Here is a 22,943-nt window from a genome sequence, read left to right as displayed (position 1 = left end):
CAAACCAATAAAGGCCCGACGCCGGGACCGCACCAAGTGCCTCACGGCACCTGAGCGGCTGCCGCCGTCGGACCACCACCATCCCGTGGATCAACATCCACGGGCTCCCTAGATTAGGAGCTCCACGATGGCTAAGGCTGAACTCCGTAAGCCCAAACCAAAGTCCAACCCCTTGAAGGCCGCTGACATCACTGTCATCGACTACAAGGACGTAGCATTGCTGCGCAAGTTCATCTCCGACCGCGGAAAGATCCGCGCCCGTCGCGTCACCGGCGTTACGGTCCAGGAACAGCGCAAGATCGCACAGGCAATCAAGAACGCCCGCGAAGTTGCTCTGCTGCCTTACTCCGGCGCTGGCCGCGGCTAAGGAAGGGATTAACTAACATGGCAAAGCTCATTCTGACCCACGAAGTAACCGGTCTCGGTGCTGCTGGCGACGTTGTCGAGGTCAAGGACGGTTACGCACGTAACTACCTGCTGCCCCGCAACTTCGCCCTGACCTGGTCGAAGGGTGGCGAAAAGCAGGTTGAGTCCATCAAGGCTGCCCGCGCCGCCCGCGAGCACGCTTCCCTGGAAGACGCTCAGAAGCAGGCCGCTGCACTCTCCGCCAAGCCGGTCAAGCTGGTCGTCAAGGCCGGCGAGACCGGACGCCTGTTCGGCACGGTCAAGCAGGCCGACGTTGCCGACGCTGTTGAGGCCGCCGGCCTCGGCCGCATCGACAAGCGCAAGGTTGAACTGCCGGCACACATCAAGTCGGTAGGTTCCTACCAGGCCAACGTCCGTCTGCACGACGACGTTGCTGCTGTGATCGACCTTGAGGTCGTAGCTGGCAAGTAGTCTCTGACTGCAGGAAAGACCCCCGTCGCCGTAACCCGGCGGCGGGGGTTTTCTCTTGCTGTTTCACGGGGTATGAAGTTCAGCCATCACATGCTGGTACCCGCTCCGGATCAGCCCGGCGAGGACGTCACGGTCAACGTCGTCCAGCCTATTGATGTAGAGGCACGCCGCCCCCGTCTTATGCTTGCCGAGCACCGGGAGCAGCCTGTCCGCGTCCGGGCCGTAGGTGAGGCCGTAGAGGGCGAGGTTCGCCTTGCGCGGTGAAAATCCGACCGCGGCGGAATCGCCCTCCCGTCCGCTGCCGTACCGGTAGTGGTACCTGCCGAAGCCGACGATGCTGGGACCCCATATGATGGCGTCCTGCCCGGTAACGGACCTCATCAACTCCAGCAGTTCAAACCCGTCAGCGCGCCGGGCCGGGTGTTCCACGGACGCCAGGAACTCCTCCACGGGCACGTCCGTGGGCCCGGTCTTGTTCTCATTCATCCAGGTAGTCTGGCAGACGGGCGGCAGCACGGGGAACATTCCCCGCGGGAATACTTCCGGGGCAGCATCAGTTCACCGTATAGATGCAAATGCATGTACGGTGAAGTGAACGAGCAACAGGAGAATGCCATGGAAACCCGCCGCATCACAGTTCTTTCCGCAGGACTTGGCGTACCGTCGTCGAGCCGCCTGCTGGCTGACCAGCTGGCCGCGTCGGCTAAGCGGCAACTGGCCGCGGCCGGATACGACGTGACAGTGGACGTCGTGGAGCTCCGGGACCTGGCCGTGGACATCGCCAACAACTTCGTGACCGGCTACGCGGCTCCCCGCCTCGCCGACGTGATAGCCGGCGTGGAGGCGTCCGACGGAATTATCGCCGTGACCCCGGTATTCAGCGCATCCTTCAGCGGATTATTCAAGTCATTCATCGACGTCCTGGACCCCAAATCCCTGGACGGCAAGGCGGTCCTGCTGGGCGCGACCGGCGGTACGGACCGCCACCAGATGGTCCTGGACTACGCCATGCGCCCGCTGTTCAGCTACCTCCGCACGCGAATGGCGGCAACCGGTGTCTTTGCCGGCCCCCAGGACTGGGGCAGTGTGGACGGCGGCGGATCGTCCCTGGGGGAGCGAATCAACCGTGCGGCCGGCGAGTTCACCCGGCTATTGGAAGGACCCCAGCCAGGCCGTAAGGCGGCTCCGATGGAGTCCCTGCCCTTCGAGCAGCTATTGGCCGGCATTTCCGGAAATCGCTGACGCCTGGCGGTGGCGAACTTTCGGGAGGCGCCGGTCGTTGTGCGGGACATGAAATGCCCAGTGGATTCCGTAGACCTTCTGATGACCGAGCGCAGCGGGGTGGAGATCGATTACTGCCCGCAGTGCCGCGGCGTCTGGCTGGACCGTGGCGAGCTCGACAAAATCCTTGACCGGGCCGCGGACATGCCTGCTGCATCTCCGGCAATGCCGGCGCGTCCGGCACCCGGGCCCACGCCGCCACCGCTCTACCCCAACTTCGAGCCCCGGCGGGAGCAGCCTCGCTACGACGACCGCAAGTACGGGAAACAGGGGCACGACCGTGACTATGACCGCCGGCACCAGCAAAAGAAGAAGGAAGGCTGGCTGGGCGAGCTGTTCGACTTCTAGGCGCGGCGTCCCGGCCCTTCCGGGCGCCGGCCTTAGTCGTCCAGCAGTTCGATGAACTCCCGGGCCTGCTTCATGGAAATGTCCGAGTGCCGGGTGAGTGCCGTGGCCGCGGCCTCCGTGTCGCCGTTGCGTGCCAGGGTGCGGATCCTGCCGTAGATCTCGTCATTGAGCATGTTGCTGCTCACCTCGCGGGTCACGTCGCCTTTGCTGGCGATGGCCCGGTACCGGTACGGGAACCTTTGGGGCTCATCGTCCTCGTCATCGTCCTGCTCCGGGCCGGCCACCTCGGGGCTTCGGTAAGGCTGCGGGTGGGCTGCCAGTGCGCCCACCGCATCGCGGGAAGCCCGCAGGCCATCGCCAGTAGCTTCGTAGTACAGCTTGATGGCGGCCATGGCCTGCCCCTGCGCTATCAGCGCATAGAGCCGCCGGTGTTCGTCCTCTGACAGCTTCGCGGCGGCAGTGCGCGCCAACTCTGCGGACGTCGCCGCCGGCTGTGCCGGTTCGGCCGTGCGTGTTGCCTTCCGCCTGCCCATGGCGCGGACTGCCAGTGCAACTCCGGCGATAACAGCCAGGAGGATGAGGACAGGGACCACAAGCGATTCCATTGTTCTAGAGCCGTTCTATGTATTTTTTGGCGGTGGCCAGATCTGATTGCGTTGCTTGGCGGAGCAGTTTGATGGCCTGCACCTTTTGACCGCTCCGGACCATGGCCTGCAGTTGCATGGTCAGCTGATGGTTCAGCTGGGCACCCCCGGCAGACATTACTCCGTTATGGCCCGAACCCGCGGTGGCCGCCTGGTTCAGCATGTCCATCCGGGCATGGTCCTGCTGCTGGGTGTGCTGCTGCGTGTTCTGGCTGGGGCGGGTCTTGGCCTCCAGCCTTGCACGCGCTGCAGTGGCGGCCTCGACCTGGGCTGCATAGTGCCGGGCTGAGCGCTCCGCGAGGTCGCGCTGGTATTTTTCCGCGTCCGACATGCCGGCGTCGCGGGGGCTCAGCGCCGTGAACAGCCCCCAAATGAGCGCCACCAACACAATCGCAGGCAACAGCACCAGCAGTAGTTCGCCCATACATAGAGCTTATGCCAGATCCACTTTATCCACAGCAATATTCACCGGTGCGCATACAGGAGGAAGGGCTGCAGGGCAAACGCTTGACCGGGAATATGAGGATGGCCACTTCCCCGGCATGAACTTGGTCACGGGTACGGATCGGGCTGGATACAGGGCCCCCGGCGCGTCGTGGCCTGTGGATGAAATTCCACAGAAGAAATATTTACTCCACATCCCCCGATAAGCGTTTCCGCAGGTCAGCGGGTTGCAGGGAGGCAAACTTTTTTATTATCCACAGCCTTTCGCACAGGCTGTGCACAAGCTATGCCGGTTACTGCACAGGTTATCCACAGCCCTTCGGGGCTTCCGGCTTTGCTGCCGGGTCCCGGGGGGCTAGCGTAGCGGGGTACCTGTTCTTAGGGCAGTCAGCGGCTCCGGGATCCCCGGGAAAACTGCAGTCCCGGGCCCTGTGTGGGCCCACGGAACAGGCCTCTGTGGAAAACCTGTGGACAGTGGGGATAACTCCATAATTTCCGGTTCCAGGGACTGGCGGCAGCATTGTCAGACCCTGCCGATACACCTGTACGGGTGGCGGAGCACGGACTTTTCCGGATGAGGCCTCAACAGGACAGCAATAACCGGGCAACCCAGGCCCCGGTACAAATGGAGGACGGCAGCTTTGTCAATCGCGCATCTGGACCAGGTCGAGACCACCCGCGGATCAGACACCAGCCGGAAGCCTCCCCAGGACATCGCCGCCGAGCAATCGGTGCTGGGCGGCATGATGCTCTCCAAGGATGCCATCGCCGATGTTGTGGAAATCCTCCGCGGCCAGGACTTTTACCGGCCTGCCCACGAGACCATCTACGAAGCGATCATTGACCTGTACGGCCGGGGCGAACCAGCCGATGCCGTAACGGTCTCCGATGAGCTCACCAAGCGCGCAGAAATCAACAGGATCGGCGGCCCTGCCTACCTGCACGAGCTGATCCAGACCGTTCCCACCGCTGCCAATGCCGGGTACTACGCCGAGATCGTGGCCGAACGGGCCGTCCTCCGGCGCCTCGTGAACGCCGGCACCAAGATCGTCCAGCTGGGCTACGGCTCGGACGGCGAGGTGGAGGACCTGGTCAACCAGGCCCAGGCCGAGGTCTACGCTGTGGCGGAACGCCGGACGGCTGAGGACTACGTGGTCCTCAAGGACGTCATGGAGTCCACCGTGGACGAGATCGAAGCGTCCGGTCACCGTGGTGAAGGCATGACCGGTGTGCCCACCGGCTTTTTTGAACTCGACGAGCTCACGCACGGGCTCCACCCGGGCCAGATGATCGTTATTGCCGCCCGTCCGGCCGTGGGTAAATCCACCTTCGCCCTGGACTTTGCCCGCTCCGCCGCGATCAAGAACAACCTGTCCACGGTCATGTTCTCGCTCGAAATGGGCCGGAACGAGATCGCCATGCGCCTCCTCTCGGCCGAGGCCACCATCGGTCTGCAGGACCTCCGCAAGGGCACCATCAAGGACGAGCAATGGTCCAAGATCGCCACCACCATGGGGCGCATGAATGATGCCCCGCTGTTCATCGACGACAGTCCCAACATGTCCCTGATGGAAATCCGCGCCAAGTGCCGCCGCCTGAAGCAGCAGCACGATCTCAAGCTCGTCATCCTCGACTACCTGCAGCTGATGAGTTCCGGCAAGAAGGTGGAGTCGCGGCAGCAGGAAGTCTCCGAGTTTTCCCGTGCTTTGAAGCTGCTGGCCAAAGAGCTCCAGGTCCCCGTCATCGCGCTGTCCCAGCTGAACCGTGGGTCCGAGCAGCGCTCGGACAAGCGGCCCATGGTGTCGGACCTCCGTGAATCGGGCTCCATCGAGCAGGACGCCGACATGGTGATCCTGCTCCACCGCGAGGATGTCTACGACAAGGAATCCCCGCGCGCCGGCGAAGCGGACATCCTGGTGGCCAAGCACCGTAACGGCCCCACCAAGGACATCGTGGTGGCTTTCCAGGGCCACTACTCCCGGTTCGCCAACATGGCGGCTGACGCCGGCGGTGGCGGCTTCTAGGGAACCGGGTCAGCCCTGGGTCAGCAAGTGGTTGGGGAGCCGGTTGCCCGGCGCCGTACCCCTGATCTCGAGAAGTTCCCGCGCGTGGGCGTGCAGCCTCTTATCCTCGTCGCTGACAGGCACCCAGGCGGGAATCGGCACTGAGTTGCCTTCGTCGTCGCGCGCCACCATCACGGTGAGGCAGTACGTCGTGAGGTTGAGCCCGCCGCCCTTGGGGTCGCCGGAGCGGACGTGTACCGCAATATGCATACCCTTGGTTCCGGTGTACACGAGGCGGGCCTCCACCTCCACCACGTGCCCGATCAGCAGGGGCCGGTAGAAACGGACTCCGCCCGAGAACACCGCCACGGTGTCCCGGCCGCAGTAGCGGGTGGCACAAACGTAGGCGGCTTCATCGATCCACTTCATGACGATTCCGCCGTGGACCTTGCCTCCCCAGTTCACGTCCGTCGGGGCGGCCATGAACCGGAGTGTCACCCGCTCGGCCGTGCCGGCATCCGTATATTCCTGCCGGTTCATCGCTTCGACGATCTGCTCGCGGACCTTGATCCGGGCCAGCGCGTGGTCCCGCTGCTCAATCTCTTTGGGCGCGACGGGCTCGAACTGCTGCACGGGGATCGGTTTGCCATCCTCTCCGACAGCCACGAAGATGACCATGCACTGGCTGCGCATGGTGGCCGCGCCGCCCTTGGGATCTCCCGAGGACACAACAGTCCGGATGTGCATGGAGGACCGCCCGGTGTACACGATGGTCGCCTCCACCTCCACCATGTCGCCGCTGTTCACGGGATCCGCAAAGTGGATGTTCCCCACGTAGGCCGTGACGCAATAGGACTTCGCCCAGCCCACGGCCGCCGCATAAGCCGCCTTGTCCACCCACTCCAGGACCGTGCCGGCGTCCACCGATCCGCTGTGGCCCACGTCCATCGGCGCGGCCAGGAAGCGGAGGGTTACGGAATTCGGGGTGCCGGTGGACGTCATGCTGTGATCATACTGACGCCCCCGGTTACCCGCCGGTCGCCCCGGCAAAGAGACAAACAGAACTGCCCCGCCCGCCGAATCGGCGGACGGGGCAGGTCGGTGTTAATCGGGACTAGCCGGCGCGGGTGTAGACGATGTCCGGCTGGGCAGGAAGCTCCATGCCTTCCCCGATGAAGAAGCCCGGGTGCGGCGGCTGGTTGTAGGAGATGTTCTCCCTTGCCACGGAGAGGCGGTACACCGGATCGTGCATCAGCGTCCGCAGGCGGACGTCAGTACCGGAAGAGGTGGTGTAAATCCGCAGTTCGGTGCTGTCTGCTGACGGCCAGGCGATCTCTTCCCGCCAGTCACCCAGCAAGTCGGCCTGGATGGCCGGGTTGCCCTTGGTGCTGTTGTTGGTCTTGGCACCGGTTGCTGTCAGCAGCCTGTCGCTGGACTCCGTCCCCCAGTTCCACTTGGCGATGCTGGGCGTACCTGTGTTGGTGGTGGCATCCCAGTCGTGGTCGACGATTTCGCGGAGCAGGTCGCCGTCCCACCAGGCCAGGAAGTTCGCGGCGGGAATCTTTTCCGCGATCAGTTGGCCCTTGGCCGACCGGAGCTCACCAACGGGGGAGTTCCACGCCGCATCGCCGCCGATGGCCCAGCCTTCGGCACCCGGGTGGCGGGGGTCGATGTCTCCGGCAGCAGCGCGCCCCGTGTCCTTGGTGGCCGGGATGCTCCAGAGCACTTCACCTGTCCGTGAATCCCGGAACGTAGCGCCCTTGTTGCCGCTTGAGCCCATATCCTCGTGGGCGGCGAAGGTCTCCAGTCCCGGCCGGGACGGATCGAGATCGCTGGTGTGGATGGCATCGCCGTGGCCCAGGCCCGTGCTGTAGAGCGCTTTGCCGTTGTCGTCGATGGTCATGGATCCGAAGACGAACTCGTCCTTGCCGTCGGCGTCCACATCCGCGACGGACAGGTTGTGGTTGCCCTGGCCCCGGTACTGCGATCCGCTGATGTCCGAGTCGAACGTCCAGCGCTTGACCAGCTTGCCGCCGGAGAGGTCGTACGTGACCAGGACGGCGCGGGTGTAGTAGCCGCGGCTGAACATCATGGACGGACGCTCGCCGTCGAGGTAGGCCACGGCTCCCAGGAACCGGTCCACACGGTTGCCGTAGGTGTCACCCCAGGCCCCCACGTCTCCCCGCGGCGGCTCATACGCAACGGTGTCCATGACGGTGCCGGTGGCGCCGTGGAAGACGGTGATGAACTCGGGCCCGGTCAGCACGTAGCCGCTGCTGTTCCGGTAATCGGCCCCGGCGTTCCCGATGACGGTGCCGGCACCGTCCCGCGTTCCGTCCGCCGTCTTCATGGCAACCTCGGCCTTGCCGTCGCCGTCGAAGTCGTAGGCCAGCAGCTGGGTGTAGTGGGCGCCCGCACGGATGTTCGGGCCCATGTTGATCCGCCAGAGTTTGGTGCCGTCCATCCGGTAGGCGTCCACGTAGACAAGACCGGTGTAGCCCGCCTGGGAGTTGTCCTTGGCATTGGACGGGGACCACATCTGGAGGATTTCGTAGGTGCCGTCGCCGTCAAGGTCGGCGACGCTCGCGTCACCCGCCGAGTAGCTGTAGGGCTGCCCGTCCTTGGTGTAGTCGTCCGCCGGCTTGTCCAGCTTCACGGACAGGTAGCCCCGGGCCAGCGGCGTGAACTCGCCCGTGAGCTGTTCCCCGCCGTTACCCACGCTCTTGATGACGTAGCGGGAGGCGGCTGTGCCCGAGGGGTCCAGGAAGGTGGTGCTGTTGCGGATGGGCTCGTCGGTGAGCTGCACGCCGTCGCGGATCACGTGGAAGCCCACCTGCTCCGGGTCCAGGCCCAGCATGCGCCAGCCAACGCGCACTCCGCCGTCCGTCAGAAGTGCCACGGGTGCCCGGTCAAGCTGCTCCATCTGCCGGTTGACCACGGTGACCTTTTCCGTTCCCACAACGTGTGAAGGCGCGGATTCACCGCCCTTGTTCACGGTGGTGACGCGGTAGTAGTACTTGATGGTGGTCAGGACCGTGTAGTCGGTGTAGTTCACCTCGGTGGCCCGGCCAACGTATTCGAACGGGCCGTCAGGTGAGGTGGAACGGTAGACCTGGTAGGCGGCGGCGTTGGCCACCTTCTGCCATTTCAAGGTCACGCTGGTCTTCTCCACTGCCTTGATGTCCACCTTGGTTGTGGGCGCGGGCACGGGCGTGCCGGGGTCCACAAGGGCGGTCTCCAGCGTGTTGGAGGGGACCGATTCAAGGCCGGTGCTATCCACGGCGGTGACGAAGTACTTGTAGGTCAGGCCGGCGAAGGCAGTGGTGTCCTGGAACCCAGGGGCGGCCACGTTTTCCGCGATGACCTGGGGTTCGGACTCGAAGGACGCCTGACGGAAGACCTTGTAGCTGGCGGCATCGGCCACGGCATCCCAGGCCAGGTCGACGGCAGGGGGTTCGGCCGCCGCGTTGACCGCTGTGGTGTGCAGGTTCGTCGGGCCCACCAGCAGCGGGGTGACCTCCAGGCCGTTAAGCCGCTGGCCCGAGCCGCTGATGGCCAGGTTCAGCTGCCCGTCCGAGACCAGGACCTGGTTGATGATCTTGGTGGCGGAGGAGGCGCGGCTGGAGGAGACCTGGCCGAAGGGAATGCCTTCGGCGGCCACGTCGGTCCGCGTGGAGCCGATCCAGTCGCTGTGGTACGTCTTCAGGGCATAGGTGCCGTTGGGCACGTCCAGCTGGAACTCGAAGCTCGAGCCGCTCAGGACGAAGTCCCGCAGCAGGTTGGTGGTGACGGCGCCGCGGTCCCGGTCGCTGAGGACCGGGATGTCCTTGAAGCCGAAGGCGCGTTCCGGGGTGTAGCCCATGGTCCGGTTCACCTCGGTGTAGCCGGGTTCGACGGGCGCGCCCACGGGGCCAAAGTCGAACTTGTACTTCGCCTGTTTCGTGGTCACGGCCAGTGCGTCGCTGGGTTCGGACGGACCCTTGCCGTTCATGGCCGCGACGCGGACGCTGTAGGCGGTGCCTTCGGCCAGTCCCGCCAGGTTAGCGGTGGGCACAGTTGCGGTAGTGGTGAGCTTGTAGGCGCTGTCCGGCTCGGAGGCCAGCTTGCGGTACACCTTGTAGATGTCCGCACCCTCAACGGGCTGCCATTTCAGGAGTGCCCCCGCGTTGGAAACGCTGCCGGCCACGAGTCCCTGCGGCGTGGCGGGAACGGACGACGGCGGCGCGATTTCCTTGACGCGGGAGGACAGCGGAACGCTGAGCTGCTTCACTCCGCCGGCCACCAGGCGGGCGATCTGGATGGCGCCGTATTCCTGGAAGTGCGTGTTGTCCACTGTTCCGGTGGGGCGGTTGGGGTAGACGCCGGCGTCGACGTGGAGGAACACGGACTTGGTGTCCTCCGGACCGATCGCGTCGTAGTAGGCGCGGCTTGAGGCGGAGAGGTCCACCAGGGCCACATTCTCCTCGGTGGCCAGTTCCTGCATCTTGGCTACGTACTCGGGGAAGCTCACCCGGAACTTGCCGGTGGCCTCGTCAAAGTCGCGGCGGCCCACGGGGGTGACCAGGATGGGGGTGGCACCGCGCTGCCGGGCACCATGGACGTAGGTCCGCAGGTACTCCTTGTAGTCCTCGGGGGAGGCGTAGCGGTCGTCCACGCCGATGGTGGCATCGTTGTGCCCGAACTGGACCATGAGGTAATCGCCGGGGTTGATGACCCGCAGGATCTCATCGAGCCGTCCCTGGCTGATGAAGTTCTTGGAGCTCCGGCCGCCGATGGCGTGGTTGCGGAAGGTCACAGCACCGTCGAAATACCGGTCGATCATCTGGCCCCAGCCGGCCTGGGGCACGAATCCGGGGTCGTAGGTCTGCACGGTTGAATCACCGGCGAGGTAGACGCCGGGATCGGTGGTGGCCGTGCGGGGAGCCCGGGCGGAGATGACCAGTGAGTTGATCTTGGCCGCTGTGCCGCTGAAGTCGAGGTTCAGCTGGCCGTCCACCAGCGAGATGGGAAATTCCATCTCCAGGTACTGGCCTGCCGGCTTGTCCGTGAGCTGGACTTTGGCCATCTTCTCCGCGGTGATGGCGATGTTGGTTGCTTCCGCAGCGTCGCCTGCTGTCAGCTTGACGGTGTAGTCGCCATTCGGCAGGTCAACCAGGAAGGTGCTGCCCTGGGCCTGGACGAAGTCCGAGCGGAGGGGGTCACCTGTGCCGCGGTCTGCTCCCGAGGTGACGGCGGTATCGGTGAAGCCAAACTTTCCGGCTGCGGAGTATTGGCTGTCGGCGTCCACGTGCGTGTAGCCCTCAGCCGTGGAACCGGGGCCAAAATCAAACTTGAACCCGCTGCCCACGGGCGGCAGTGCGGTGGTGTCCGCGTGGACCGGCGGGAGGCCGGTCAAAGCGATCGCGGCAGAGGCAACAGCCGCGGTGGCAGCCTTGGTGCCCGAGGTAAGGATCCTGCGGCGCTGCGGCGGCCCTGCCTCGGCGCCTGGTTTTGCTTGCGGGGGTTTCTTCACGGACATCTCCTTCGATGAGCGGTGGTGAAGCGGCCCCGGCCTTACTTTGGAACGATTCAAAAGAAAAGCGCAGCAGTGCAGACGCGCGCGACGCAGGAGAAGGTTCCCGGAAGTAACCAGTTGAAGAAAGGCTGAGACCTGGGGTGCGGTGATGCAGCTCTCACTGCAACAGTCACAGGTTTACCAGCAGCAACAGCAGGCTGGCAAGCGTTTCCCCAATCTTTCCTGCGCCTTTATGGTCCGGGCTGTTCCTCAATGTTCGATATTTCGCCGAATAAACGCCGACGGCGGCCGGGCACCCTAGGTGCTCAGCCGCCGTCGAGCGGTGTTTTGGTGGCCGTGGTTAGGCCAGGACTGCCAGCTTGGAGTTGCTGCGGCCAAAGAGGGCGCGGTCCACGGAGACGCGGCCCGCGCCGGTGAGTGCCAGTGCGAATGCGGCAGCGGCCAGGAGCAGGACCAGTTCGTAGCCGCCGTTGGCGGCGAAGACGCCGGCTGAGGCGTGCACCAGGAACAGGGCGCCGAGCATATCCAGGGCCAGGAGGGCGGCAACCACCCGGGTGAGGATGCCCAGGATCAGGGCGATTCCGCCGGCCAGTTCCAGGACGGCGACGGCCGGGGCTGCAATCTCGGCGGCCGGCACGCCCATCTTGGCGAACGAGGCCTGGGTGCCTGCGATGGTCCACTCGCTGAACTTCTGCCAGCCATGGGCGGCAAAGAGGAAGCCCAGGACGATGCGGAGGGCGGTGATGGCGGTAGTGGTAAGTCGGGACTGGTTCATGGAAGATCCACCGTTTCGGATTTTGGTCGGAGCTGGACAGGTGTGCAAGCAGGGACGGATCACAGCGGCTTGAGGTATCCAGTCTTCCGCACGAAAGGTTGAAGAGTCAACTATTTAGGTGGAACTGTGGGCTTTGTCATGTCCGGCCGCACGACCGGCGGGTGAATGTCACGGAAGGTTAAGCTGGCACGGTGCCGCAACAATCGCCCTCCCTTCCCGTGGAGTCCCGCAGGGGCCATGCCCGGGAAATACTCCGCCTCGCCGTCCCTGCTTTCGGGGCACTCGTGGCCGAGCCGCTGTTCCTGCTGGCGGATTCCGCCATCGTGGGGCATCTCGGCGTGGCACAACTGGCCGGCGTCGGACTGGCGTCCGCGGTGCTGCACACCGCCGTCGGACTGATGGTCTTCCTCGCGTATTCCACCACCCCGGCCGTCGCCCGCGCCATTGGCGACGGGCAACTGGGCAAGGCCCTGGCGGCCGGGCGCGACGGCGTGTGGCTGGCACTGCTGCTCGGCGTGGGCCTTGCGGTTGCCGGCTTCGCGGCTGCGGAACCGTTGATTGGCCTGATGGGCGCGGAAGGCGAGGTGCAGGCCTTCGCCGTGGACTACCTGCGCTGGTCCATGCCCGGCCTGGTGGCCATGCTGCTCATCTTCGCCGGCACGGGCGTTCTCCGCGGACTGCAGGATACGCGGACCCCGCTGGTGGTGGCCACCGCCGGCTTCGGCCTGAACATCGTCCTGAACCTGTGGCTGGTCTACGGACTGGGCTGGTCTGTCACGGGCTCGGCGGTGGGAACCAGCGTGGCGCAGTGGGCCATGGCGGCGGTCTACCTCGTAATGGTGCGCCGCAACGCGGTCCGCCACGGCGTCAGCCTCCTGCCCAGCTGGCGGGGCATCCGCAGCATGACCCGCGTGGGGTCCTGGCTGATGCTGCGCACGCTCAGCCTGCGCGCAGCCATCCTCGTGACCGTGCTGGTGGTTACCGCGCAGGGCGCAGTCAACCTCGCTGCCCACCAGCTCGCAATGACCATCTTTTCGTTCCTGGCCTTCGCACTGGATGCCCTGGCCATCGCCGCGCAGGCACTGATCGGCAAGGAACTGGGCGCCTCCAACGCGGGCAAGGCGCGCCTGCTCACCGGCACCATGATCCGCTGGGGAACCGGCTTTGGAGTGGCGACGGGCCTACTGCTCGCCGCGGTGGCCCCCTGGGCAGGAGCCCTGTTCACGTCCGACCAGCAGGTCCAGTCCGTGCTGGCCGTCGCTTTATGGATCCTTGCGGCGGGGCAGCCAATCGCCGGCTACGTCTTTGTGCTGGACGGCGTGCTGATCGGCGCCGGCGACGCCAAGTACCTGGCCCTTGCGGGGCTGGTCAACCTTGCCGTGTATGCGCCGCTGCTCGCCGCTGTTGCGATCTCCGGTGCGGGGGGCGCAGCCGGCCTGGGCTGGCTGTGGGCCGCTTTCGCGGTGGGCTATATGGCGGCCCGCGCCGTCACCCTCGGGGTGCGCGCGAGGTCGGACCGGTGGATGGTCCTGGGTTCGGCCTAGCGGTCCGCCCCACTAAACTGGACCGGTGACGCAACCAATAACACCCGCAGGCGCAGCAGCGGGAACTACACCCCGGCCCGACCTGTGGAAGCCGGTGCTGCTCCGCTCGGCGGCGGCCCTCGTGTTTGGTGCAGTGACCATTTTCTGGCCATCGCCCTCCGTCGAGGTCATGGGCTGGGCCGGCGGACTGTACCTGCTGGCCACCGGCGTTGTTTCCCTTTGGGGCGCTCCCGCCACCGGGTTCGCCCGGGAATCCACGCCGGGCAAGCTGCTCTCCGCTGCGGGTTCAGTGCTCACGGGTGCAGGTTTCGCCCTGGTGCTGATGCACAGCGACCTGCTTTTTGGCGTCATAGCAGCCCTCGGCCTGGGCGTGGCCGGAGCCCTGGAGCTGTGGTGCGGCCTGCGGTTCCGCGGCCGGCACGTCCTGGCACGGGACTGGATTGCGTCCGGCATCATTGGCCTGGGAACCGCCGCCGTCCTGCCCTTCTTCATCAACCTGGGTGCGCATGCCCTGCTCGGAGTGGCCGGTGGCGGGGCAATCATTTCGGGCGTCCTGTGGGTACTCTCCGGCCTGACGCTCAAGCACGATGCCCGGGGCGGGGCCGGAAAGCCGTAAACTAGGAAGGCGCGGTTCTACTCGCTGTAGAAAAATAGGGCCGGGCGAACCACCGCACTACGTAAACCAGGACGGCAGCGTGCCGCCTGCAGGGAGGATTCACCGTGGCAGACCAGCATCCAGGAAAACCGCGCAAGCTGCGGACCTCGGTGAAGGGGCCGCTGATGTTCTCCGCGTTCTGGGCCGTCGTCACCTTCGTGGCAGTCCTGATCTTTGCCTCCGGTGGCAGCGCCAAGACCCCGCGCTTCGACCTTGCCTTCACCGGCGCCGGCATTGCGTTCATCGTCACCCTGGTGATAGCGGCCATGCTGTCCATGAGCTACAAGGAAAATGCCGAGCACCTTGGCAAAGGCTCGGGCGTCAACCTCACCTCGAAAAAGCCATCCCACGGCTTCGGCGCCCCTGGCGCACAGAATCCGCCCGCTTCCGAGGCCGGACCCGAGGGGCCCTCGGACCGCTGACCCGCCACCCTGAATGGCAGTACTGCTAGCCTGCTGCTGCCTGCCGCGCCCGGTAGGCAGCCACGTGCATCCGGTTGGCGCAATTACCGGTGTCGCAGTAACGCTTTGACCGGTTCCGGCTGAGGTCCAGAACGGCGGCGTCGCAGTCTTCGGCCTCGCATGTGCGCAGCCGGTCCATCTCCTTGCCGCGGATGACGTCCGCCAGCGCCATGGCCGCTTCCGTGCTCATCCGGTCTGCCAGCGGCGCCTCCGGCGTAGTGGCGTGCAGGTGCCAATCCCAGCGATCGTGCTTGACCAACTGGGGCAATGCGTTCGCCTCGCGCAGCAGCCGGTTCACAGTTTCCACCGCTGCATCTTCACTTGCGGTCCACACTGCCGCCAACTGGCGCCGGAGCTCCCGGACGCTCGCGAGCTCCGCCTCGTCCCGGGTCCTGGAACCCGAAAAGCCTTCGGCGGCCAAAAAACTGTCCAGGTCCGCCTGTGCCGCAAGCTCTTCCCTGCCGTTCGCCGCGGAGTTGATGAGATTTACCACGGTGCGCAGTGCCACCTCAGTGTCAGGGGCAAAAACCATCTTGACTCCTTACAGCGCGGAAGCGTAGTGTCATGACCATTACCCCACTTTACTCCTGACAGGAGGCGACGGTGCCTGCCGCCAACAACCACGCCCAGAACCGCCAAACACCCACTGCCCGGCGGGGGTTCCTGGCATCCGGGCTGGGGGTGGCGCTGTTCTCCTCCGCCGTCTTCGGGCTTTCCGGCTCATTCGCCAAAGCGCTGCTGGAAACCGGATGGACGCCGGGAGCCGCCGTGACGGCCCGGCTCACGGGCGCCGCGTTGATCCTCGCCATTCCGGCCATTCCCGCACTGCGGGGGCGCTGGCACCAGCTGCGGGACAACTGGGTGACCGTCCTCCTGTTCGGACTGATCGGCGTGGCCGCATGCCAGTTGTTCTACTTCAATGCCGTGGCCCGTCTGTCCGTGGGCGTTGCCCTCCTCCTCGAGTACCTGGCACCCGTCATCATCGTGTTGTGGCTCTGGGCCGCCAGCCGGAAGCGTCCCCGGGCACTCACCTTCGGGGGAACCCTGCTCTCCTTGGCCGGCCTTGTGCTGGTCCTGGACCTTACCGGTGCGGTAAAGGTGGATCCGGTGGGCGTGCTCTGGGGCATTGCAGCGGCGGTCTGCCTGGCCATCTACTTTTTCATCACCGCGAAGGAAAACGACACCCTGCCGCCCATCGTGCTGGCCTCGGGCGGCCTGATGGTGGGTGCGGCCGTGATGTGGCTTGCCGCAGCCACCGGCCTTCTCCCCATGGCCTTCAGCGCCGCAGACACGAAACTCGGCCCCTGGACCACGCCGTGGTGGGTCCCGCTGGCCGGCCTGGTGGTCCTGGCGACGGTTTTGGCCTACGTCTCGGGCATCATGGCCGCCCGCGCGCTGGGTTCCAAGGTGGCGTCCTTCGTGTCGCTGACCGAGGTCCTCTTTGCCGTGATCTGGGCCTGGCTGCTGCTGGGGGAACTGCCGGGGGCTGTGCAGCTCCTGGGCGGCGTCCTCATTGTGGGCGGTGTCATCCTGGTCCGGCTTGACGAACTGCGGGCCCCGGTGCCGCCCCTGCGCGGTGCAGTCACAACCACGGCGAACAAGGAAGCCAGGGCACAGGCGACGTCACCGCTGGAGCACGCCAACGACGTCGAACCCGTCCCCTAAGTGCCGCACCGCGAGGGCCGGCCGGAGGGTTAAAACCAGCAGGGCCGGACACCACACGGTGTCCGGCCCTGCCAAGTGTTTCCAACGCGAAGGCTAGCCCTGGGAGGCCTGGAACTGCTGGTCGGCGTTCTGCTTTGCCCGGTTGCTGGCTTCCTTGAGTGCTTCAGCGACCTGGTTCAGCCTGGTGGTGTGCTCGCCCCTCCACTGCTCCTTGAACTTGTCAGCATCCGGTCCCAGCCACTGTGTGTTGTCCAGAAGAGCGGTGAGATTGCTGCGCTGCGATTCGATGACGTCCGCGCCCTGCTGTAGCCTGCTGCCGAGCGTACGAAGCTGCTCAACGTCTGCACCCCAAATAGCCATCAGTTTCTCCTTGTGTGGTGAGTGGATCCGAACCAGGTCGGCATCCCCAGCGGCCCCCGGCTTGTCCGGAAGATCCATTGCCTAAAACCTACCCCGGCCGTCAAAACAGTGTCGATGGGCACCCCTGCCCATGCCGTGCTCCCCATAGTCGGGTGCCCGCATCCTGTGCAGGAGGGGTCGATCCCAGGCGCTCCAGAGCCTAGCATGGCCTTATGTGCCGGAATATCCGAACCCTCCACAACTTCGAGCCGCACGCCACTTCCGAGGAAGTGCACGCCGCAGCGCTGCAGTATGTGCGGAAAGTCAGCGGCAGCACCAAGCCTTCCAAGGCCAACCAGGAAGCCTTCGAGGAGGCGGTGCACGAGATCGCCCACATCACCCAGCACCTCCTGGATTCCCTGGTCTCGCAGGCGCCTCCCAAGGACCGGGAAACCGAGGCAGCCAAAGCCAAGGCCCGCGCCGCAGTGCGGTACGGCGCGGCCTGACTAGTTTTTCGCCGCCCGCTGTGGTTGTTTTCCGAAGCTGCGCAGCCTCAAAGAATTGGCTACCACCAGGACGGAACTGGCTGCCATCGCGCCGCCGGCGATCATTGGGTTGAGCAGCCCCAGTGCGGCCACCGGGATGCCCACGGCGTTGTAGAAAAACGCCCAGAAAAGGTTGGTCTTGATGGTGGCCAGGGTCCTCCTGGACAGCTCGATGGCCTGGGCCACCTGCGCGAGGTCGTTGCCCATCACCGTCAGGTCGGCGGCCTCGATGGCCACGTCCGTTCCGGAACCCATGGCAATGCCGAGGTCCGCCTGGGCCAGGGCGGCAGCGTCATTCACGCCGTCACCGGCCATGGCCACGGTGGCGCCTTGGGCCTGCAGTGTGCGGACCGCCTCGACTTTCCCTTCCGGCAGGACACCGGCATGGACGTCCTTTGGATCGATGCCGACGGCGGCCGCCACCTGGGCGGCCACTGCGGCGTTGTCACCCGTCAGCAGGATGGGGCGCAGCCCCAGTTGCTTCAGCCTGGCCACCGCTGCGGCCGAGCCTTCCTTGATGGTGTCCCGCAGGCTGATGATGCCGGCAGGAGTCCCATCCACGGCAACCCAGACGGCGGTGGCGCCGGCGGCTTCCGCTGCCGCCAGTACCGCCTGCTGACTACTGGCGGGCGTGACGCCGTTGTGCTGCAGCCACCCGGTCCTGCCGGCGGTCACCAGCTTCCCGCCCACGATTCCCGAGACTCCGCCGCCCGGGGCGGAACGGAAGTCCTGCACGGGAGGGAGGAAACCGCCGTCGTTCGCTGCCTGTGCGTCTCTGGCCGCTGCCGCAATGGCGTGGGCCACGGGGTGCTCCGACGCCGACTCCACCGCTCCGGCCAGCCGGAGGACCTCATCTTCCCGGAAGCCCTCGAATGCCACCGTGGCATCAACGGCGAGGACGCCCGTGGTCACGGTCCCGGTCTTGTCCAGCAGGATGGTGTCCACGGACCGGGTGTCCTCGAGGACCTGCGGTCCCTTGATGAGGATGCCCAGCTGCGCGCCCCGTCCCGTGCCCGTCAGCAGGCCCACGGGAGTGGCGAGCCCCAGGGCGCAGGGGCAGGCGATGACCAGGACGGCGACGGCGGCGGTGAACGCGGGCCGCAGCCCGTCCGCAAGGTCCGGGCCGGCCAGCAGGAGCCACAGCAGGAAGGTGGCCGCGGCGATGGCCAGGACCACCGGAACGAAGACGGCGCTGATGCGGTCGGCGAGGCGTGCGATGGGTGCCTTGCCGGTCTGCGCCTGGGACACGAGGCGTGCCATCTGCGCCAGGGTGGTTTCTGAGCCGACCCGTGTTGCCTTGACCAGCAGCCTGCCGGAGGTGTTGATGGTTGCGCCGGTCACGGGGCTGTCCGGTCCCACTTCCACCGGTACTGACTCACCTGTCACCAGGGACGCGTCCACCGCCGAATGCCCCTCGACCACCAGGCCGTCGGTTGCAATTTTTTCGCCGGGCCGCACCACCAGGACGTCACCCACCTGGAGCTGGTCCGCCGGGATTCGGTGTTCCATGCCGCCGCGCAGCACGGTGGCATCCTTGGCGCCCAGGTTGAGGAGGGCCTGCAGGGCGTCGCCTGCCTTCTGCTTGGCGGTAGCCTCCAGGTACCGGCCCAGCAGCAGGAAGGTGGTGACCACCGCCGCTACCTCGAAGTACAGGCCACCGGTCTCCATCCCCTCCATGCCCGGGTGTTCGGTCATGCGGGGATCCAGGAACAGCTGCCAGGCGGAGAATAGGTAAGCCGCGGCAACACCGATGGATACCAGCGTGTCCATGGTGGAGGCCAGGTGCCGCGCGTTGATGGCCGCTGCCCGGTGGAAGGGCCAGGCCGCCCACGTCACCACCGGCAGCGCCAAGGCAGCCGCCGCCCAGCCCCAGTGCGGAAACTGGAATGCCGGGAACATGGAGACCAGGAATACGGGCACCGTCAGGACGGCAGCCAAAATCAGGCGGGGCCGGAGCCGTGATGCCGCGGCGTGGGCCATGTGGTCCTCGGCGGCAGGTACTACTTCTGGGGCATCGGTGGCCTGGCCGGCACTTTGGCTCGGACGGTGCGGCTGGCGGACTTTTGCCTTGTAGCCTGCCGCGTTGACCGTGTTAATCAGTTGCTCGTCCGTGATTCCTGGGGGCACGGTTACGTGGGCGGATTCCAGCGGGAGGTTGACTGAGGCCTGCACGCCGTCGAGTTTGCCGAGCTTCTTTTCCACGCGGTTGACGCAGGAGGCGCAGGTCATGCCCTCGATATCCAGCTCCACCACCCGGTTGCCCGGCGGGTGGAGCAGTTCCTGGGAACTCATGTCCGTTGTCCCGGGACCTTTCTAGGCTTCGTTGGCGACGACCAGGTAGCCGGCCTCTGCCACCGCCTCGCCGATTTCGGAGGGCGAAAGCTCTTGCGCGGACGTGATGGTGACGGTGGAGATGCCGCCCGCATTGAGTTCGACGTCCACGGCTTCCACCCCCGCGAGGGCTTCGAGTTCTTCACTGACCGCCGAGATGCAGTGGCCGCAGGTCATTCCGGAGACGCTGACGGTCGTGGTGGTGGGGGAGGTGGTGCTCATGGCTGGCTCCTTTAGGTCTTGCCGGCGGTAGCCGGCGATGGCGTTGGGGGGGTAGCTGTCAGCGAAGCAGCCGGCCGATGGCGTCGGCAGCTTCCTTGACTTTGGCATCAATGGCTTCGGCGCGGGCGGCCGGGTCCGGTTCGGAGGCGGCACCCACCACGCAATGGCCGATATGCTCTTCCACCAGGCCCAGGCTGACGGCATGCAGGGCCTTGGTGACGGCGGAGACCTGGGTGAGGATGTCGATGCAGTATTTGTCCTCATCCACCATCCGCGCGATTCCCCTCACCTGGCCTTCAATGCGCTTCAGGCGCCGGAGGTAGGCCTCCTTGTTGCCGGTGTACCCGTGGTCCGGTGCGGAGTCCGCTTCGGACGCGACTGCTTCTTCCGTAGGGTTCATGTGTCCACGGTATACCCCTTGGGGGTATAACGCCAAGTACCCATAGGGGGTATGCCGCGGGTCGCCGGTTTTGGCACAAAAAAGATCCGGAGTGCGTTATTGGGGGATACGCACTCCGGAGCAGCTTTTGGGCAAACGCGGGATCCACCTCAGGTGGATCCGGCCTGCTTGAATCAGCTTACTGGCTGGTAGCGCCCTCCGCCAGCACTGCGAATAACTACTTTCGCTTTATTATTCGAGGGCCTGAGAAGCGGTCCCGGCAGTGCTTAGGGCCGGTCCTCGTGGGCGGGCATTTTGTACGGGACCACCAGTACCGGCCTGCTTTGGTGATGGCTCAGCCAGGCCCCCACCGATCCGTTCAGCGCTTCCGAGAGGCGATGGGAGAAGCCGCGTTCCGAAGTACCGACAATAATCATCGGCGCGTTGGTTTCCGCCGCCAACCGGCCCAATGCCCGGGCCGGATCGCCGGAAAGCGTGCGGAGCGTCCACTCCACGCTGCCGCTCCCGGACGGCACCTTTTCCACCGCGGCCTGGACGTCCGCCTTCAATCCGGTTGTCAGGGCGCGGATGTCATCATCGTCAGCATCCGGGTGCAGGGAAAGCCGGTGTGCTGAGCGCGCCGGGTCCCATTCCACCAGGTAGCTGGCTTCATCCACGTAGGCGCACACCAGCGGCGCGCCCAACCGGGCGGCGAGGACAGCCGCGGTCTGCAGGACCTCCGGGTGCTGCTTGGGCATGATCCCCACCAGCAGCGGGGCCGTGCCGCTGAATCGTTCGGATGTCATAGCCCATTGTCCGCCCGGTAACAGGCCCCTGAACAGGTACGGGACCTTGATTCCTTATGAAACCGCAGGTGAGGCCGTCACCACCACGTTCTTTCCCCACGGGTCCTCGGTGTAGCAGCTGATGAGGACCAGGCGGTTGGGCACGATGTCCCAGACAGGACTGTCCTTCAGGCTGGACTTCAGGTACGTCGTGACGTTCTCCACCTGGTAGGTCATGGTTCCGGCCGTGGTGTCGACGTCGAAGCGGTGGCCCACCGCAGCGGCGGAACTCAGGTGGTTGAAGGGCGCCTCGGCGCCATCCCAGCTATGGCCGATCACATAGGTTGTGTTGGCCGACCCGGCTCCGGGCATCCCGAACGGTGTAAGCCAGTAACCGTCCTTCGTCTCGGGCGGCACAATCGTTTGGCTCGCCTGTGCGGCACTGTCGGGCTGCAAAGGGTGCACCGGCACATCGAAGCCTGCAGACGGATAGCGGATGCGTACCGGGGCTGCCGCCGCTGGAAGGGCCGGCTCCTGCACAGGCGGCGCCGCCGTCGTGCCTTCCCCCGGCGTCGCGGGAGCAGCCGGGGCAGCAACCGTTCCTTCCGGCGGGCCGGTTGCCGCGATGGGCGCCGGCTCCAAAGACTGAACGTCGGCGGCAGTGGGCGCTGAGCTGCCGACGGCGGCCGGTTGGGTCAGCTGGAGAAGCGGCCCGCCGAACGTGATGGACAGGAAGGCGAGGACGCCGCACAGCAGGATGGCAAGGTCGCCGCGGTTCCAGCGGCGCCAGCGGCGCCAGCGGCGCCAGCGGGGCCGGATCTGGGCGGAGTGCCGGCTGCGTTCCCGGGACATTGGGCTCCTCATCGCTGTTCTCGGAATGAAAAGGAAGGAAGGCGTCCCGCCGGGCACTGGCGGAACGCCTTCCTTGTCAGGTGGCCGCTGGTTGCGGCACGGGCGGCGTCAGTTCGCCATGGAGGAGCCGGAACGGCGGCGCAATGCCACAGCCGCTCCCGCCGCCATCAGCGCACCGAGCCCGCCAAGCCACGCAGGGGAGCTTTCAGCGCCGCCGACCGCAGTCTGGGCGTTGTACCCCTGGTTGGTTCCGAGGCTGTTGGTTGCGGTTGCCGCAGCACCAGCCCGCGGAGCTGCCTGCGGAGCGGCGGCGGCCGGCTGCGCGGGAACCACCACGGCACCGGACGCAGGCGCGGCAGCAGCCGGAGGATTGGCAATCGGAGCGGCTGCGGGCGGTTCAACGACGACGGCCGGCACCTCAACAGGCGGATCCACCACCGGCGCGGCTGCGGGCGGTTCAACGACGACGGGCGGCTGCTCGACGACGATCGGCGGCACCACCACAGGAGGCACAACGGGCGGCACGACGACCGGAGGCACTACGACGGCGGCGGCAACGCAACCGCCGGCATGGATTGCGATCCCGGCAGCGTCCCAGTTCTGTCCGCCCCGCAGGTGCTCGTTAGGCGGGATGATGTCATCGCCGTGGCGATCGTGGCCATGGAGTCCGGAATCGTCAATGCTGTTGGAGGTGTAACCGCCCCCTGCTTTCGCGTGACAAAGGCTGACGTTGTCGGATGCTGCCATGGCAGGGGCGGTCAGGCCGACCAGCCCCAGCCCCAACACCCCCGCAGTGATGATGGTGCGTTTCATAATTCTTCTCCCCAGTGTGATGTGAAACGGACCATGTTGAGGAGGGCCAGCGGTGACGCCGATGCCCCAGCACACGGTCAGCTTGCTTGAGGTTTCAGGCTAGGAGCGACGGCGGGGGCCGGTCGCCAGTAGGTGGTACTCGTCTTTTGCGTGCGTCCGGAGGCCCGGTTACTTGTGAATACCCGAACATTGGCCCGGGCTACTTGCCGGACAGGATGAGCCTTGTCCACGAAAAGCGCCGCGCCTAACGTTGAAGCAAACGAAAGGGTGCGTGGACGTCATGGAAATCTACATGTGGTGGCTGGACCTGGATCTTGAGACCAAGGAATGGCTGCGGGAGAACCTTCGTGCGGAGGAACTGCCGCTGCCGGTGCTGCAGGGTATCGCCGAAGCGGGCGGGCCCCACCCGGACAATCCGGCAGCGGTGCTGACGGAGGATGACTGGGACTTTATCGAGACGCAGTCGGAGTTCGTGGACTAGCCAAAAGTCGTTGCGGGCAGCCCA

General features: G+C 65.8%; 25 protein-coding genes. 11 read left to right on the top strand and 14 right to left on the bottom strand.

The window, feature by feature from the left end; all coding sequences use genetic code 11:
* Positions 1–127 precede the first annotated feature (127 nt).
* Together rpsR and rplI are read left to right on the top strand one after the other, a co-directional pair.
* A complete protein-coding gene (rpsR, locus tag AC5RWA_RS08065; RefSeq protein ID WP_003800144.1) occupies positions 128–367 on the top strand; it encodes a 30S ribosomal protein S18 in 240 nt (79 codons plus the stop codon).
* 17 nt (positions 368–384) lie between these two features.
* Entirely contained in the window at positions 385–837 is a 453-nt protein-coding gene (gene rplI / locus AC5RWA_RS08060) for a 50S ribosomal protein L9 (protein WP_079597905.1), read from the top strand.
* Positions 838–900: 63 nt separating this feature from the next.
* Here rplI and AC5RWA_RS08055 read toward each other — a convergent pair whose 3' ends face one another.
* The gene (locus AC5RWA_RS08055; protein WP_494057198.1) at positions 901–1,323 is read right to left on the bottom strand and encodes a DUF1801 domain-containing protein; all 423 of its coding nucleotides are present in this window, start codon (positions 1,321–1,323) and stop codon (positions 901–903) included.
* A 129-nt stretch (positions 1,324–1,452) separates the two neighbouring features.
* Between AC5RWA_RS08055 and AC5RWA_RS08050 the strand changes: the two genes are divergently transcribed.
* Positions 1,453–2,079 carry an FMN reductase gene (locus tag AC5RWA_RS08050; protein ID WP_494057197.1) on the top strand — a complete coding sequence of 209 codons (627 nt, stop codon included), beginning with the start codon at positions 1,453–1,455 and terminating at the stop codon, positions 2,077–2,079.
* A gap of 60 nt (positions 2,080–2,139) precedes the next feature.
* Positions 2,140–2,466 carry a TFIIB-type zinc ribbon-containing protein gene (locus AC5RWA_RS08045; RefSeq protein ID WP_079597903.1) on the top strand — a complete coding sequence of 109 codons (327 nt, stop codon included), beginning with the start codon at positions 2,140–2,142 and terminating at the stop codon, positions 2,464–2,466.
* A 32-nt stretch (positions 2,467–2,498) separates the two neighbouring features.
* Here AC5RWA_RS08045 and AC5RWA_RS08040 read toward each other — a convergent pair whose 3' ends face one another.
* The gene (locus AC5RWA_RS08040) at positions 2,499–3,071 is read right to left on the bottom strand and encodes a hypothetical protein (RefSeq protein WP_079597902.1); all 573 of its coding nucleotides are present in this window, start codon (positions 3,069–3,071) and stop codon (positions 2,499–2,501) included.
* A 4-nt stretch (positions 3,072–3,075) separates the two neighbouring features.
* Positions 3,076–3,534: a hypothetical protein gene (locus AC5RWA_RS08035; protein ID WP_494057196.1), complete on the bottom strand. Its 459-nt coding sequence runs from the start codon at positions 3,532–3,534 to the stop codon at positions 3,076–3,078.
* A 661-nt stretch (positions 3,535–4,195) separates the two neighbouring features.
* Here AC5RWA_RS08035 and dnaB point away from each other — a divergent pair.
* Positions 4,196–5,578 (top strand): replicative DNA helicase, encoded by a 1,383-nt coding sequence (gene dnaB / locus AC5RWA_RS08030; RefSeq protein ID WP_079597900.1) that lies wholly within the window; start codon positions 4,196–4,198, stop codon positions 5,576–5,578.
* A 9-nt stretch (positions 5,579–5,587) separates the two neighbouring features.
* Here the strand turns inward: dnaB and AC5RWA_RS08025 are convergent, their stop codons facing one another.
* The 3 genes from AC5RWA_RS08025 to AC5RWA_RS08015 all read right to left on the bottom strand — a co-directional run bounded on the left by AC5RWA_RS08025 (position 5,588) and on the right by AC5RWA_RS08015 (position 11,847).
* Positions 5,588–6,559, bottom strand: coding sequence for an acyl-CoA thioesterase (locus tag AC5RWA_RS08025; protein WP_494057195.1), 972 nt, complete (start codon positions 6,557–6,559; stop codon positions 5,588–5,590).
* A 112-nt stretch (positions 6,560–6,671) separates the two neighbouring features.
* Complete coding sequence (locus AC5RWA_RS08020) at positions 6,672–11,075, bottom strand: rhamnogalacturonan lyase family protein (protein WP_494057194.1); 4,404 nt, start codon at positions 11,073–11,075, stop codon at positions 6,672–6,674.
* Between the two features lie 337 nt (positions 11,076–11,412).
* Positions 11,413–11,847 (bottom strand): DoxX family protein, encoded by a 435-nt coding sequence (locus AC5RWA_RS08015; RefSeq protein ID WP_079597898.1) that lies wholly within the window; start codon positions 11,845–11,847, stop codon positions 11,413–11,415.
* Positions 11,848–12,038: 191 nt separating this feature from the next.
* Here AC5RWA_RS08015 and AC5RWA_RS08010 point away from each other — a divergent pair, with 191 nt between their 5' ends.
* The 3 genes from AC5RWA_RS08010 to AC5RWA_RS08000 all read left to right on the top strand — a co-directional run bounded on the left by AC5RWA_RS08010 (position 12,039) and on the right by AC5RWA_RS08000 (position 14,468).
* Positions 12,039–13,391 (top strand): MATE family efflux transporter, encoded by a 1,353-nt coding sequence (locus AC5RWA_RS08010; RefSeq protein ID WP_494057193.1) that lies wholly within the window; start codon positions 12,039–12,041, stop codon positions 13,389–13,391.
* Positions 13,392–13,416: 25 nt separating this feature from the next.
* Positions 13,417–14,007: a DUF308 domain-containing protein gene (locus AC5RWA_RS08005; RefSeq protein WP_494057192.1), complete on the top strand. Its 591-nt coding sequence runs from the start codon at positions 13,417–13,419 to the stop codon at positions 14,005–14,007.
* Positions 14,008–14,111: 104 nt separating this feature from the next.
* Entirely contained in the window at positions 14,112–14,468 is a 357-nt protein-coding gene (locus AC5RWA_RS08000) for a hypothetical protein (protein WP_494057191.1), read from the top strand.
* 25 nt (positions 14,469–14,493) lie between these two features.
* On the opposite strand, the gene AC5RWA_RS07995 is transcribed toward AC5RWA_RS08000, so the two are convergent.
* Positions 14,494–15,039 (bottom strand): CGNR zinc finger domain-containing protein, encoded by a 546-nt coding sequence (locus AC5RWA_RS07995; RefSeq protein ID WP_079597894.1) that lies wholly within the window; start codon positions 15,037–15,039, stop codon positions 14,494–14,496.
* A 71-nt stretch (positions 15,040–15,110) separates the two neighbouring features.
* Between AC5RWA_RS07995 and AC5RWA_RS07990 the strand changes: the two genes are divergently transcribed.
* Positions 15,111–16,172 (top strand): EamA family transporter, encoded by a 1,062-nt coding sequence (locus tag AC5RWA_RS07990; RefSeq protein WP_494057190.1) that lies wholly within the window; start codon positions 15,111–15,113, stop codon positions 16,170–16,172.
* A 93-nt stretch (positions 16,173–16,265) separates the two neighbouring features.
* Here AC5RWA_RS07990 and AC5RWA_RS07985 read toward each other — a convergent pair whose 3' ends face one another.
* Complete coding sequence (locus AC5RWA_RS07985; RefSeq protein ID WP_079597892.1) at positions 16,266–16,532, bottom strand: WXG100 family type VII secretion target; 267 nt, start codon at positions 16,530–16,532, stop codon at positions 16,266–16,268.
* 212 nt (positions 16,533–16,744) lie between these two features.
* Between AC5RWA_RS07985 and AC5RWA_RS07980 the strand changes: the two genes are divergently transcribed.
* The gene (locus tag AC5RWA_RS07980; protein WP_079598081.1) at positions 16,745–17,017 is read left to right on the top strand and encodes a DUF2277 domain-containing protein; all 273 of its coding nucleotides are present in this window, start codon (positions 16,745–16,747) and stop codon (positions 17,015–17,017) included.
* On the opposite strand, the gene AC5RWA_RS07975 is transcribed toward AC5RWA_RS07980, so the two are convergent.
* The 6 genes from AC5RWA_RS07975 to AC5RWA_RS07950 all read right to left on the bottom strand — a co-directional run bounded on the left by AC5RWA_RS07975 (position 17,018) and on the right by AC5RWA_RS07950 (position 22,438).
* Complete coding sequence (locus AC5RWA_RS07975; protein WP_494057189.1) at positions 17,018–19,348, bottom strand: heavy metal translocating P-type ATPase; 2,331 nt, start codon at positions 19,346–19,348, stop codon at positions 17,018–17,020.
* A 21-nt stretch (positions 19,349–19,369) separates the two neighbouring features.
* Positions 19,370–19,609 (bottom strand): heavy-metal-associated domain-containing protein, encoded by a 240-nt coding sequence (locus AC5RWA_RS07970; RefSeq protein WP_115526069.1) that lies wholly within the window; start codon positions 19,607–19,609, stop codon positions 19,370–19,372.
* Between the two features lie 58 nt (positions 19,610–19,667).
* Positions 19,668–20,009 carry a metal-sensitive transcriptional regulator gene (locus AC5RWA_RS07965; protein ID WP_494057188.1) on the bottom strand — a complete coding sequence of 114 codons (342 nt, stop codon included), beginning with the start codon at positions 20,007–20,009 and terminating at the stop codon, positions 19,668–19,670.
* 266 nt (positions 20,010–20,275) lie between these two features.
* Positions 20,276–20,794: a universal stress protein gene (locus tag AC5RWA_RS07960; RefSeq protein ID WP_494057187.1), complete on the bottom strand. Its 519-nt coding sequence runs from the start codon at positions 20,792–20,794 to the stop codon at positions 20,276–20,278.
* A gap of 54 nt (positions 20,795–20,848) precedes the next feature.
* Complete coding sequence (locus AC5RWA_RS07955) at positions 20,849–21,625, bottom strand: class F sortase (protein WP_494057186.1); 777 nt, start codon at positions 21,623–21,625, stop codon at positions 20,849–20,851.
* 108 nt (positions 21,626–21,733) lie between these two features.
* Positions 21,734–22,438, bottom strand: a complete 705-nt coding sequence (locus AC5RWA_RS07950; RefSeq protein ID WP_494057185.1) for a hypothetical protein — start codon at positions 22,436–22,438, stop codon at positions 21,734–21,736.
* 280 nt (positions 22,439–22,718) lie between these two features.
* Here AC5RWA_RS07950 and AC5RWA_RS07945 point away from each other — a divergent pair, with 280 nt between their 5' ends.
* Positions 22,719–22,919, top strand: a complete 201-nt coding sequence (locus AC5RWA_RS07945) for a hypothetical protein (protein WP_079598089.1) — start codon at positions 22,719–22,721, stop codon at positions 22,917–22,919.
* Positions 22,920–22,943 lie beyond the last annotated feature (24 nt).

The organism is Arthrobacter sp. 210 2 (genome assembly GCF_059093025.1).
This window is presented reverse-complemented; position numbering and strand designations above follow the sequence as displayed.